General features: G+C 44.7%; 13 protein-coding genes and 2 pseudogenes. 13 read left to right on the top strand and 2 right to left on the bottom strand.

Features of this window, described 5'->3' with window-relative positions; all coding sequences use genetic code 11:
- Nucleotides 1–463: 463 nt before the first annotated feature.
- The 6 genes from ACBR23_RS27330 (at nucleotide 464) to ACBR23_RS27305 (ending at nucleotide 5,784) form a co-directional block, all read left to right on the top strand.
- On the top strand, nucleotides 464–1,732 hold the full coding sequence (locus tag ACBR23_RS27330) for an ABC transporter substrate-binding protein (RefSeq protein WP_371116268.1): 1,269 nt from the start codon (nucleotides 464–466) through the stop codon (nucleotides 1,730–1,732).
- Nucleotides 1,733–1,760: 28 nt separating this feature from the next.
- Nucleotides 1,761–2,969 (top strand): DUF2252 domain-containing protein, encoded by a 1,209-nt coding sequence (locus tag ACBR23_RS27325; RefSeq protein ID WP_371120796.1) that lies wholly within the window; start codon nucleotides 1,761–1,763, stop codon nucleotides 2,967–2,969.
- A gap of 10 nt (nucleotides 2,970–2,979) precedes the next feature.
- Nucleotides 2,980–3,930, top strand: a complete 951-nt coding sequence (locus tag ACBR23_RS27320; protein WP_371120795.1) for a branched-chain amino acid ABC transporter permease — start codon at nucleotides 2,980–2,982, stop codon at nucleotides 3,928–3,930.
- A 137-nt stretch (nucleotides 3,931–4,067) separates the two neighbouring features.
- The gene (locus ACBR23_RS27315) at nucleotides 4,068–5,003 is read left to right on the top strand and encodes a branched-chain amino acid ABC transporter permease (RefSeq protein WP_371120794.1); all 936 of its coding nucleotides are present in this window, start codon (nucleotides 4,068–4,070) and stop codon (nucleotides 5,001–5,003) included.
- Between the two features lie 177 nt (nucleotides 5,004–5,180).
- Nucleotides 5,181–5,399, top strand: coding sequence for a hypothetical protein (locus ACBR23_RS27310; RefSeq protein ID WP_333454035.1), 219 nt, complete (start codon nucleotides 5,181–5,183; stop codon nucleotides 5,397–5,399).
- Nucleotides 5,392–5,784 (top strand): aspartyl protease family protein, encoded by a 393-nt coding sequence (locus ACBR23_RS27305; RefSeq protein ID WP_371116272.1) that lies wholly within the window; start codon nucleotides 5,392–5,394, stop codon nucleotides 5,782–5,784. The genes ACBR23_RS27310 and ACBR23_RS27305 overlap by 8 nt, the downstream gene beginning before the upstream one ends.
- A 280-nt stretch (nucleotides 5,785–6,064) precedes the next feature.
- Here the strand turns inward: ACBR23_RS27305 and ACBR23_RS27300 are convergent, their stop codons facing one another.
- The gene (locus ACBR23_RS27300) at nucleotides 6,065–7,957 is read right to left on the bottom strand and encodes a protein kinase (protein ID WP_371121329.1); all 1,893 of its coding nucleotides are present in this window, start codon (nucleotides 7,955–7,957) and stop codon (nucleotides 6,065–6,067) included.
- 135 nt (nucleotides 7,958–8,092) lie between these two features.
- On the opposite strand from ACBR23_RS27300, the pseudogene ACBR23_RS27295 reads away from it, so the two are divergent.
- The 4 genes and pseudogenes from ACBR23_RS27295 to ACBR23_RS27280 form a co-directional block, all read left to right on the top strand.
- Nucleotides 8,093–8,197 (top strand): annotated as a pseudogene (locus ACBR23_RS27295) (Uma2 family endonuclease); the annotation flags it as partial.
- The gene (locus ACBR23_RS27290) at nucleotides 8,179–8,424 is read left to right on the top strand and encodes a hypothetical protein (RefSeq protein ID WP_371120797.1); all 246 of its coding nucleotides are present in this window, start codon (nucleotides 8,179–8,181) and stop codon (nucleotides 8,422–8,424) included. The pseudogene ACBR23_RS27295 and the gene ACBR23_RS27290, both read left to right, overlap by 19 nt.
- Before the next feature lie 95 nt (nucleotides 8,425–8,519).
- Nucleotides 8,520–8,861: a nucleotidyltransferase family protein gene (locus ACBR23_RS27285; RefSeq protein ID WP_371120792.1), complete on the top strand. Its 342-nt coding sequence runs from the start codon at nucleotides 8,520–8,522 to the stop codon at nucleotides 8,859–8,861.
- Nucleotides 8,862–8,967: 106 nt separating this feature from the next.
- Entirely contained in the window at nucleotides 8,968–9,291 is a 324-nt protein-coding gene (locus ACBR23_RS27280; RefSeq protein WP_371116274.1) for a DUF86 domain-containing protein, read from the top strand.
- Between the two features lie 70 nt (nucleotides 9,292–9,361).
- On the opposite strand, the gene ACBR23_RS27275 is transcribed toward ACBR23_RS27280, so the two are convergent.
- Complete coding sequence (locus ACBR23_RS27275) at nucleotides 9,362–9,691, bottom strand: XisI protein (protein WP_371120791.1); 330 nt, start codon at nucleotides 9,689–9,691, stop codon at nucleotides 9,362–9,364.
- A gap of 193 nt (nucleotides 9,692–9,884) precedes the next feature.
- Between ACBR23_RS27275 and ACBR23_RS27270 the strand changes: the two genes are divergently transcribed.
- From ACBR23_RS27270 to ACBR23_RS27260, 3 genes and pseudogenes are all read left to right on the top strand, one after another.
- Nucleotides 9,885–10,526 carry a Uma2 family endonuclease gene (locus ACBR23_RS27270; RefSeq protein WP_371116275.1) on the top strand — a complete coding sequence of 214 codons (642 nt, stop codon included), beginning with the start codon at nucleotides 9,885–9,887 and terminating at the stop codon, nucleotides 10,524–10,526.
- A gap of 322 nt (nucleotides 10,527–10,848) precedes the next feature.
- Entirely contained in the window at nucleotides 10,849–12,309 is a 1,461-nt protein-coding gene (gene gatA / locus ACBR23_RS27265) for an Asp-tRNA(Asn)/Glu-tRNA(Gln) amidotransferase subunit GatA (RefSeq protein ID WP_371120790.1), read from the top strand.
- A 123-nt stretch (nucleotides 12,310–12,432) separates the two neighbouring features.
- A pseudogene (locus ACBR23_RS27260) lies at nucleotides 12,433–12,863 on the top strand (hypothetical protein); the annotation flags it as partial.

The following is a 12,863-nucleotide window of genomic DNA, read 5'->3' as shown; positions in this document are numbered from 1 at the left end:
TCCGGTTATTTTGGCGATTAGGCCTGATTTCCTTCTTTTTCTCTTGACTTTTTTCTCGTTGTTTGTGATATTAAGTATCAGCTACTGCTTTTACTCTCTATCTCTAATTTTTTTGACGAGGTTAATATTGCTTTAAGCTTTCAAACTATTCTTTTTTCTAGGTTCGGTTTTTACCTTCCGGTTGTGGTTCAGTGAACCGCTTCCCTTCCGGCGCTTTATTAATATACTTATTCCGCAAGATGTTGTCAAGCGTTTTGTGAAATTATTTTTGAGCTTTTGGTGAGCCTATACACTGTAAGGGTTTAGGCTATTTACTGCCGGTCCGAGATCCGCTGGCTGACTCCTTTTTCCCACAAGGAGTCTTTTTTTGGCTCTGGTCTGGGATTTTTGACCCAGCAGCTACCACCCATAGCTAGAATATCTTTACGTTTAGATGATCTATATAGTATATGTTCGCCCGCTCATGAAAAAACCTACAGCTCGCTCTACTGCCTTATTCGTTACCTGCGCTTCACTGCTGCTGGCTTGCAGTCAGACGGACAAGACGAACACTCCCCAAACCTCTACCACAGCATCTCCGGCGACTTCGCCATCTGCCGCCAGTGCTTCACCAGGGGGTTCGGCTGCGGGAACTTCCAACACTATATATATAGGGATTGGGGTGGCCCAAACTAGCAACGTGGCTTTACTCGGCCAGGAACAAGTCGCTGGGGCGAAAATTGCCGAGAAGTATTTTAACGACAAGGGCGGTGTGGATGGGACTCCGATTAAGCTGGTGTTCCAAGATACTGGTGGAGATGAACAAGGGGCGATCAATGCCTTCAATACTCTGATCAATCAGGATCGGGTGGTGGGTATTGTGGGGCCAAGCCTGTCGCAGCAAGCTTTTAGTGCCGATCCGATCGCCGATCGCGCCAAAGTTCCCGTACTCGCACCATCCAACACCGCTAAAGGGATTCCCCAGATTGGCGATTATGTCGCCAGAGTCTCCGCGCCTGTAGCCGTCGTAGCACCTAATGCAGTTAAAGCCGCCCTCAAGCAAAATCCCAATATTAAGAAAGTAGCTGTATTTTTTGCTCAGAATGATGCCTTTAGCAAATCTGAGACGGAAACTTTCCAGACAACGGTTAAAGATATGGGACTGGAATTGGCAACAGTCCAAAAATTCTTAACTACTGATACAGATTTCCAATCTCAAGCCACTAATGCGATCAATGTCAAGCCCGATCTGATTATTATTTCCGGGTTGGCCGCCGATGGAGGCAATTTAATTAAGCAATTGCGGGAGTTAGGTTACAAAGGGGTGATGATTGGGGGCAACGGTCTCAATACTTCTAATATATTTCCTGTTTGTAAAGCGCTCTGTGATGGGGTTTTGATTGCCCAAGCATACAGCCCGGAATATTCCAATCTGATTAATAAAGATTTTCGCGATGCTTATCGCGCTCAATTTAAAAAGGAACCGCCTCAGTTTAGCGCTCAAGCTTTTACTGGTGTTCAAGTTTTTGTCGAGTCATTAAAGGCGATCAATTCTCAGTCTAAGGTTAGCCAACAACCTTTGCCACAATTGCGTACAAATTTGAATCAGCAGTTGTTGGTTGGAAAATACGACACCCCTTTAGGACAAATTTCTTTTACACCAGAAGGTGAGATTAATCAGAAAGATTTTTATGTAGCAATGATTAAAATGGATGCGGATGGAACTAATGGGAAATTTGAGTTTTTGAAGTAAAAAAATAGGCAATTAAGCAATCACAAACATGAGTGAGACGGTTTTAGAAAGAATTCAGAAATTTAATCACGGGCGCAACCCGGAGCGAATTTTGTTGAAGTACCAGGCAATGAGAACTAATAGTTTTGTATTTTTTCGCGGTACTTGCCATTTATTTTATGAAGATTTGGATAAAAGTTCTGTGCTGAATGATACACCACCTGTATGGGTTTGTGGTGATTTGCACTTGGAAAATTTCGGCAGCTACAAGGGTGATAATAGATTGGTTTATTTTGATATAAACGATTTTGATGAATCCGCTTTGGCTCCGGCTAGTTGGGAAATAACTCGTTTTTTGACTAGCGTTTTAGTTGGTGCGAATACGCTGGGGGTGAATCAGTCGGAAGTATTGACTTTATGTCGCTGCTTTCTCCAAGCTTACACTGATGCTTTGGCTTTGGGAACTGCTCGAACTGTGGAGAGGGGGACTGCTGAGGGGATGGTTGCAGATTTATTGGATAGTTTGAAGTTACGCCGACGGAAAGATTTTTTGGATCGGCGGACGGAGGTGAAAAAGGGTCTTCGCCGCTTGATTATTGATAATAAGCGGACGGCGGCTATATCCTCGCAGGAGCGATCGCTCGTGGAATCTTTGATGAAGAATTGGGCTGCTAAACAGCCAAATGCGGAGTTTTTTAAGTTGTTAGATGTGGGGGTAAGAATTGCTGGTACGGGAAGTTTGGGGGTAAAGCGCTATGTGGTTTTAGTGGAAGGGAAGGGTTCTCCTGATGGGAATTATTTGTTGGATATTAAACAAGCACTTCCCTCTTCTTTGATGCCGTACTTGAAGTTGTCTCAGCCTCAATGGGCTAATGAAGCCGTAAGGATTGTGGCTATCCAAAAGCGGATGGAAGCTATGCCACAAGCTTGGGTTTCGGTGGTGGAAATGGACGGCGAACCGTTTGTGTTGAGGGGGTTACAACCAACTCAAGATCAGGTGAGTTTGGATGGGTGGAATGGGAAGTTGGGGCGGTTGAAAAAGGTGCTGAAAACTATGGGGGAAATTACGGCTTGGAATCAGTTACGCAGTAGTGGTCGCCAAGGATCGGCGATCGCAGATGAGTTAATTAATTGGGCGGAAAATGCCGATCGCTGGCATGACCCTCTGTTGGACTATGCTCAAGCATATTTTACTAAAGTACAAGCAGATTATCAAGATTTTTGTTCGGAAATTACTCAGAAAAAGTCGGCGGCTTAAAAGAGGTAATGTGGATCTCACTCAATTTATTCAACAATTTTTGAATGGTTTGTCGATCGGCAGCGTGTATGCTATTTTTGCCTTGGGATATACGCTGGTGTTTTCTATTCTCGGAATTATTAATTTTGCTCACGGTGCAGTATTTACCTTGGGTGCTTATTTCACCTATGCGCTGATGGGAGGTGCTGTGGGTTTTAATGGGTTGTGGGCTAATGCTCGAATTCCTGTGCAGTTGCCTTTTGCTATGGCGTTAATTTTGGGAAGTGTCATGGCTGGTTTGGTGGGAGTAATTGTTGAACGAGTTGCTTTTTTACCTTTGCGCCGCCGACACTCTGATTCTCTGCTGACTGTGGTTTCTAGTTTGGGTGTAGCAGTTGCGATCGCAAATATCATCCAATATCTTGTTGGCGCAGAAATTTACACTTTTCCTGCTAACACTTACGGCTATTTGCCTGCTGCAATTAACTTCGGGACAGCGGATAAACCAATTCCGATTCGGACTGTTCAAATAGTAATTTTTGCGGTATCAGTTGCGATTGTATCTGTCTTAACTTACTTGATAAATTTCACTAAGTTTGGCAAAGCAATGCAGGCTGTGGCTGAAGATGCTACTACTTCTAGTTTGTTGGGGATTGATACGGATCGATACATTGTATTGACGTTTTTTGTGAGTAGTTTTCTGGCTGGTTTGGCGGGGAGTTTGGTGGGTTCTAGTGTGAGTATTGCGGGGCCGTATTTTGGTATTGCTTTTGGTTTGAAGGGTTTGGCGGTGATTGTGCTTGGGGGTTTGGGGAGTATTCCTGGGGCGGTTTTGGGTGGGTTTATTATTGGTTTGGTTGAGGCTTTTGTGCCTGGTGATTTTTCGGCTTATAAGGATGCTGTGGCTTTTGCTATATTGTTTATTATGCTGTTGGTTAGGCCGCAGGGTTTGTTTGGACGGCGTTTGATTCAAAAGGTTTAAGTTTAGTTTGTTATATCAAAATATACGATCGCCAATAGGGAGTAAGATTAAATGAACCGCGAAGACGCTAAGGACGCGAAGGAAGAGAAAGAAGAAAATAAGGTTATTTTTTTGCGTATTAATAAATAAAGAAAGTTATGAATGATTTTTTTACTACTTACGGGTTTCTGATTGTCTCGATGTTGCTGGGTGCAATGTTGGGAATGTCGCTTTATTTGCCTTTAATGACTGGTCAGTTGTCTCTGGCTAGCCCTGGTTTTTACGCGTTGGGTGGGTATATTGCGGCGATTTTGTCTACGACGGTGTTTAAGCCGACAGAAGGTTTGTTTCCTCTGCCATTGCTGTTGGTGGAGATGATAATTGCAGGGGTTGTTTCGGGGTTGCTGGGGATTTTGGTGGGAATTCCGGCGCTGCGTTTGAGTGGGATTTATTTGGCGATCGCAACTATTGCTTTTGTGGAAATTTTGCGGGTTTTATCGCTGAATCTGGATATCACTGGCGGGGCGGTTGGTATTTTTGGGATTCCGCAACCGTTTGGGACGCCGATCGAGTATTTGTGGATTGTACTACCTTTACTTTTGGTAAGTATGGCGATCGTCTATCGGCTGGAACGGATTCGGGTGGGGCGGGCTTTTGCGGCGATTCGGGCTGATGAGTTGGCGGCGGATGCGATCGGTATTAATCCAACTTTTTATAAGGTTTTGGCTTTCACGTTAGGTGCTATTTTAGCTGGGGTTGTGGGTGCTATTAGTGCTCATTTTCTGAATACTTGGAACGCGCGTCAAGGTACTTTTGATGCTAGTATTATTTACTTGACTTCTGTGTTGATTGGTGGTAGCAGAACGTTTCTGGGAGCAGTTTTGGGTGGGATGGTGTTTACTGCTTTACCGGAGGTTTTGAGGGGGATGGCGACTATTCAGGGATTGCCGATTTGGTTGGCGCAATTTCTGCGGGATGGGCGGTTAATTGTGTTTGGGGTGCTGATTGTTTTGGGGACGATATTTTTTCCGCAAGGTTTGGTGACACCGGAGTTGTTGAAGAGGTGGAAGAAGGGCGATCGCACTTCTGTTTAAAATTAGATTTTTGGTAAACAAAGGTGCGATCGCCTCCCCAATCCTTATAGATCGCCTATCCAGAAAAACAGTAAGGGGCGATCGCATCCCCAGTCCTTATCCATCGCCTATCTATAAAACCGTGTCTCACAGATCGCTTATGATAAATGTATCCTCGTATGTCTAGGAGTTTAAACTATGTCTCTCGCTGAGTTAATTCCTTTGGTGAACAGTCTGAGCCAGCCAGACAAATTATCACTCTTCAAACTCCTAGCTGTGCAAATCCCAAAGGCTGAACTACAAGTTATCTTTTCTGCATCAGAGTATCCGGTTTGGTCGCCCTACGACGCAACGGAAGCTGCAAACATTATGATGCAGATGATTCGGGATGACCGAGAGGCATCTACTCATGCCTAGTACGATCGAGTTTCCCTTTTCTGACGATGAAGCATTACCCACGATTCCGATCACTCTGAGTCATGCAGGTTTTTCTGTCTGCGCGAATGCACTGCTAGATACTGGGTCTGCGGTCAATCTATTACCTTATGACATAGGGCTGCAATTGGGTGCAATTTGGGAGGAACAAACTATCCGCTTGCCATTGGCTGGAAATCTTGCAATGGTTGAGGCGCGGGGTGTATTTGTGCACGTTCAAATTGGGAATCTGGAACCAGTTCGTCTAGCATTTGCCTGGGCACAATCCTCTCAGGTGCCCTTAATTCTTGGGCAAACGAATTTCTTTCGAGAATTTGATGTTTGTTTTCAGCGATCGCGATGCACGATCGAGATTATCCGCTTCTAATCAGCGTCGATGTCAATTAGATTGATAATAGCTTTTAGTAAAAAGCGATCGCATTCGCTGTAGGTTGGGTTGAGCAGCATTGAGCTTATTGCCTGTCATTTATCGAATCAGGCGAAACCCAACATCCATTGGCTTGAGCGGGGCTTAGGTGTTGGGTTTCATGCTTCAACCCAACCTACGATGTGGGCGATCGCACTAGGTTCAATGTAGAAACTGTTGCCAGAAACAAAGGTGATGACAAGGCGTGCAAGACCTGAGTTTAACGAGTTGACAGTGAACTTCAACGCGACACCCGCCAAATTTTAATCGTTTTGTCATCACTACCACTAACCAAAGTTTGCCCATCTGGACTGATGGCGACAGACCTAACCGAGTTAGAATGACCCGACAAAGTGCGGATTAAATTGCCTGTTGCTAAATTCCAAATTTTAATCGTATTGTCACCACCACCACTAACCAAAGTCTGCCCATCTGGACTGATGGCGACAGAATAAACCGAGTAGGAATGACCCGACAAAGTGCGGATTAAATTGCCTGTTGCCAAATTCCAAATTTTAATCGTATCGTCAACACTACCACTAACCAAAGTCTGCCCATCTGGACTGATGGCGACATCTGGAACCGAGTAGGAATGACCCGACAAAGTGCGGATTAAATTGCCTGTTGCCAAATTCCAAATTTTAATCGTATTGTCATAACTACCGCTAACCAAAGTCTGCCCATCTGGACTGATGGCGACAGAAAAAACAGTGCTGGAATGACCCGACAAAGTGCGGATTAAATTGCCTGTTGCCAAATTCCAAATTTTAATCGTTTTGTCAACACTACCACTAACCAAAGTCTGCCCATCTGGACTGATGGCGACAGAAAAAACAGTGCTGGAATGACCCGACAAAGTGCGGATTAAATTGCCTGTTGCCAAATTCCAAATTTTAATCGTATTGTCACCACCACCACTAACCAAAGTCTGCCCATCTGGACTGATGGCGACAGACCTAACCCAGTCGGAATGACCAGTAAGAGTTTTGACTAAAGAAACATTTTCTAAAGAACTTCCACTCGCACTAGAACTCGGCGAACTAATAGGCGCAACACTTCTCACTGCACTCGGACTCGAACTCGGCGAACTCGTCACCACCGGACTAGGTGAACTAACATCCCTCGGACTAACAGAACTCCCACCTAATTTAGAGAACCAAAACCCAATTCCACCCCCCAAAACCAACAACACCCCCGCAGCCACGCCTAGAGGTAAATTGGTTTTCCGCTTTCCCAACTTTTGCGCCAGTTCCTCTATCCGCTGCAAAAGCACCTGGGTATTGTGCGGTCTATCCCCTGGCCTTCGCGCCATCAAATTATCGATAAAATCTGCCAAACTCGGTGAAATATTCGCCGCCTGTCGCCAGCGAAACACATCGTTATGGGCATCGTAAAAATTTAAAGGATGCTGTCCGGTCAGCAAATACACAAAGGTGCGTCCCAATGCAAAAAAATCTGATTGCGGTACAGCTTGGAAATTCTGTTGTTCCGGTGGCGTGTACCCAGCAGAAACTATCCCCGTAATTTGGTGTCCCACACCCACTTTGGCAAGATAAGTATAAGTCGCTTCCCTCGCCGTGCCAAAATCAATCAACACCAACTGCCCATTCGGTCTTAGCATGATATTGGGCGGCTTAATATCCCGATGGAAATACTGCTTCCCATGCACTAAATGCAAGATTTCTGCGATTTGCTTTAACCAGGCTATTGCTTGCCGTTCAGAAATGGGATGATTTCCCTGCTGTTTTAGCCACTCTTCTAAATTTGGCCCCTCGATTTTTTCCATGACAAAGCAGTGCAATATCAACCCGTTTCTGGTTTGATACGGGAAATAACCATCGACTTTGGGAATACCGAGATGCTGGAATTGCGCTAATACTTTTGCTTCCTGCTGAAATAGTTCGACTACTTTGGCGTTGTTGTTGAGACGTTCTTGGAGGACTTTCAGTATTTTAGAAATTCCCGGTTCCTCTGCGGTGTAAATTTTGCCAAAACCGCTGTCATCGCTGAGGAGTCGCATCACGCGATAGCGTCCTTGCAGCAGTAAGTCGGAACCGCAACTTTGACAGTGGCGGTTGTTAGTGTTCTGCGAGTGGTCTGGTTTTGGGCAAGTTGGGTTGATGCAAAGGCTCATAGCTAGTATTGAGAGCGGTTACTTGTAGTATATAGGAGCCGCCTTTCCTTTGAGATTAGTTATTTCTGTCGTACCCGATTCGTGATACCGTGCCTGAATCTGAGCGATCGAAAAGATTTGATTGCTTAGGGTGTTGAACCGCCGCCCGATCTAGTAATCGAAGTAGATGTCACTAGCTACACTAATTTGGATGATTACTTGCCTTATCAAGTGCCGGAAGTGTGGCTGTTCAAGAAAAAAGTGAAAGTAGAAACGATAAAGGTACGAGCATGGCATCCATCCGCGAGTTGCACCGACAACTGGTTAATAAAGAACGCTCTGCTGTAGAAATTACTCAAGAAGCATTAGACCGTATTACCCAGTTAGAGCTAAAGTTGAAAAGCTTTCTGTGCGTCACAGCAGACCGCGCAACAGCACCAATAAAGTTAAGATTGAAATGGTTGGTAAATTACGACAGTTGGGCTTGAGCGATGAGCAAATTGCAGAGGTGCTAGGACTAGCCTTGGAGGTCGTGAAATCATTATAATATATCATATTTGCCGTATTTTTGGGAAGCAGTATCATGCCAAGGATTCAGTTAGATTTAGGTTTGAATCGCTTAGGAAGGCTTGCCGAACAAACGATCGCCTTTTGTAAAAAGTGGCGGATCGTAGAGTTAGCGCTGTTTGGTTCGGTTTTGCGAGAAGATTTTTGCCCAGAAACAAGCGACATAGATATACTCGTAACTTTTGCACCTGATTACCGATGGACATTTGAGGACGCGATGCAGATGCAGGAGGAACTTGAAACCTTATGCGGACGTAAGGTAGATATCCTTAGCAAACAATGTATCGAACAAAGTATTAACTGGATTAGAAAACAAGAAATTCTCAACTCTGCAAAGGTAATTTATGTCAGCAAATAGAGATATAGCAATCCTAAATCATTTGTGAATTTCTTACTCCCTCCCCTTACTAAGGGGAGGGTTGGGGTGGGGTAAAAAAACTTTACGACTCATTTAGGATTGCTATATGGCTTCCCTGTTGGATATTGTACAGGCTGGCGAGATGATTCAACGTTATCTCACCGGAATTGATAGCGAGGAATTGGCAGCTTCTGATGAGAAACAAGCTGCTATTATTTATAGAATTATAGTTATTGGTGAAGCCACAAAACGCATATCCTCTGAATTTCGCGCTGAACATCCAGAAATCCCTTGGAAAGATATGGCAGGAATGAGAGATTGGGTTTCTCATGCTTACGATCGAGTAAATTTAGACATCGTTTGGGATGTTGCTCAAAACAAAATTCCTCAACTGCTAGTTCAGATTAAGCCCTTAATTGCTAATGATTAAAATACGTTTTTGGTATTATACTTAAGTTGAATTCGATCGCCACTTGCGATCGCTTTTTTGCCTTTCATCACTACACAGCGGCAGTCAAAGCGGTTAAAGAGTATGGCAAAAAAGCTAAAATAATATCATTTTCTGGAATGCCTTGATCTATCAAATTTTGGGTAATGCCACATTCCATGCCATCGTACTCAATATAAACTTTTCCATCTTCTAGGGTAATGTAAATTAAATTCCCTCTCACTCGCCGTCCTCTATCCCAACCCACTTGCATTAAAGCATAGCGATCGCGCGTTTCATCCAACACCGAATCTAGTCTAATCTCTCCATGAGATGGACGCAATTTAGCGTATTGAAGAATAACCTGTTTTACTATTTCTCGATAGGTCGCGCTGGTATCCATGTTTATCTATTATGACTTACACGCAGACACTCAGAAACCGGGTTTCTTCGGAGATTTTTCATTATAATCTGAGTTTTTCACAGAAACCCGGTTTCTTGGCCTAAGTTTTATCTATTATAGCACGATCGCCCGCTCTCAAGTATTTGCAACCGTGGTTAAAAACGCCTAAAATTAGTCAGGAGGTATAAGTTTTATGTTCGCAGTCGTCACCCCAGAAAAAATTCACTTGCCACCAGGAACACTTGTGAAATTCCCCGGAAACTGGCAGGATTATCAAGCACTTGTAGCACAATTGGGCGATCGCCAAATTCCGCGCATCAAATATCGACCAGGAGAGATTTTATTAATTTCCCCTTTACCCGTACACGGAAAACAAGCTCATGTTATCGCAATTGTGGCAAGAGTTCTGCTAGATTACTTGGGCAGAGATTATGAAGCGTTTACGCCAATTACGATGGATTTGCCGGAGGTAAGAGGAGTTGAACCAGATTATTGTTTTTATATCGATAATTGCGCGGCAATTATGGGTAAAGATCGGATTGCTTGGGGTGTTGAACCGCCGCCCGATCTGGTGATCGAAGTGGATGTTACTAGCTACACTAATTTAGATGATTACTTGCCTTATCAAGTGCCGGAAGTGTGGCTGTTTAAGAAAAATAGGCTAATAATTTACTGTTTGCAAAGTGGTCGATATGTCGAAAGTTTAATCAGCCGTTATTTTCCCAATTTTAATGTATCAGAAATTGTGGAGGAATGCTGGCAAATGTCGCGCGACAACCATACAAGTACAGTAATTCGGGAGTTGCGACGGAAAATTGAGAGGGAGAACTGTTGAATCTGTGATTTGGTTTGTAGTAAAGATTTCAGCGGCAAAATTTATGCGGGGCAAAGTTGGGGGCGGGCGGGTTTATTGAGATTGTTGGTTCTTGTTATATATTGTTGGTGAACCCGCCCCTACAGCTAGTTGAGAGCGCACTTTTTCATCTATTATTAAAAAAACTCGATCGCGCGATCGAACCTTTCGCCACCAACATCATCTCTGGGCCACAGTACCCGCACCCACCTCAGATGCGGACTTTACACCCAGGCAGTAAGCAGGTGCAATTGCCAGCTATATTGACATATAAGCCGAAAGTAGAAAAAATAAAGGTACGAGCATGGCATCCATCCGCGAGTTGCACCGACAACTGGTCAATAAAGAACGCTCTGCTGTGGAAATTACTCAAGAAGCATTAGACCGTATTACCCAGCTAGAGCCAAAATTAAAAAGCTTTCTGTGCGTGACAGCAGACCGCGCAATGGCGCAGGCAGTCCAAGTTGATGCCCAAATCGCTGCCGGGGAAGAAATTGGGCTGTTGGCCGGAATCCCGATCGCCGTTAAAGACAATATGTGCACCCAAGGCGTTCCCACAACCTGCGCCTCTCGGATTTTGGAGAATTTTGTCCCTCCTTACGACGCCACTGTTGTCTCGAAACTCCAAGCCGCTGGTGCGGTGATTGTGGGTAAGGCGAACATGGACGAGTTCGCAATGGGGAGCTCTACGGAAACTTCTGCTTATCAAGTTACCGCGAATCCTTGGGACTTAGAGCGGGTTCCCGGTGGTTCTTCTGGCGGTTCTGCCTCTGCGGTAGCGGCGGGAGAATGCGTTGTGAGTTTGGGTTCGGATACCGGAGGTTCGATCCGTCAACCAGCTTCCTTTTGTGGCTTGGTAGGGCTAAAACCCACCTATGGGTTGGTTTCTCGCTACGGTTTGGTCGCCTATGCTTCTTCTCTCGATCAAATCGGCCCCTTTGGCCGGACTGTTGAGGATACGGCAATTTTGTTGGGGGCGATCGCCGGTTACGATCAGAGAGATTCCACGAGTCTGAATGTGGAAATTCCTGATTATGCTCAAGCTTTGAGACCTAATTTGCGCCCGAAAGGTCAGATTAGAATCGGGGTAATTAAAGAAACTTTTGGTGTAGGGTTAGAGCCTGCGGTGAAAGAATGTGTTACTAAGGCGATCGAACAATTTCAAAAGTTGGGAGCAGAAATTCAAGTAGTTTCTTGTCCCAGGTTCCGCTATGGTTTGCCCACTTACTACATTATTGCTCCATCGGAAGCTTCGGCTAATTTGGCGAGATATGATGGAGTTAAGTACGGTTTCCGGGCTGCTGACTCTGACAATCTTTTGGATATGTATGCCAAAACTCGCTCTCAAGGGTTTGGTTCCGAGGTGAAGCGCCGGATTGCGATCGGCACTTATGTTTTGTCGGCTGGATATTACGATGCCTACTATTTAAAAGCTCAAAAAGTTCGGACTTTAATTAAAGAAGACTTTGAGAAAGCTTTTGCTCAAGTTGATGTTTTGGTCTGTCCTACAGCTCCAACTACGGCTTTTAAAGCGGGCGAAAAATTCAACGATCCCTTGAGTATGTATTTGTCAGATTTGATGACTATTCCGGTGAATCTGGCTGGTTTGCCCGCTTTGAGTTTGCCCTGTGGCTTTGATGATAAGGGACTACCGGTGGGCATACAACTGATTGGTAATGTTTTGCAAGAATCTCGCTTATTTCAAGTGGCTCACGCTTACGAGCAGTCTACCAATTGGCACTTGCATAGCCCGAAATTGCATTGATTTTTGAAATTAGGCGGAATGCTGCGGCGCAAGTTAGTAATGGATTATGGCTAATTATGTGAATTCATAATTAGCCATAAATTTTGACTAATGGCCAATTAGCCGTGCACTCTCCTATTTCCCATGAATAACTTGCTGGTCTTAATTTTGTCTAAATCTTTCATCGGTTTTGGGATATTTCTGGCGATCGCCTATTCTGGTGCTTGTGTCTATTTATTTGTAGCGCAAGGTAAGTTTATCTTTTTTCCGACGCAGGCGATCTCTTCAACTCCCAAAGATTTTCAGTTGAAATATCAAGATGTGGTACTGCCAATTTCCAGTAAAACGGGTGCAGCAGAAAGCGTACACGGCTGGTGGATTCCCACATCCGATACCCCCCCCAGCCCCCCCTTAGCAAGGGGGGGAGTAAGAAAATCCGTTCCCCTAAACAATGACAAACCCGTCTCTCCCACTCCTGTCCCCCCCCTTTATAAGGAAGGCTCCTCTCCTGTCCCCCCCCTTGATAAGGAAGGCTCCTCTCCTGTCCCCCCCCTTGATAAGGAAGGCTCCTCTCC

It is taken from the genome of Microcoleus sp. (genome assembly GCF_041354475.1).
Classification (GTDB): domain Bacteria; phylum Cyanobacteriota; class Cyanobacteriia; order Cyanobacteriales; family Microcoleaceae; genus Microcoleus.
This window is presented reverse-complemented; position numbering and strand designations above follow the sequence as displayed.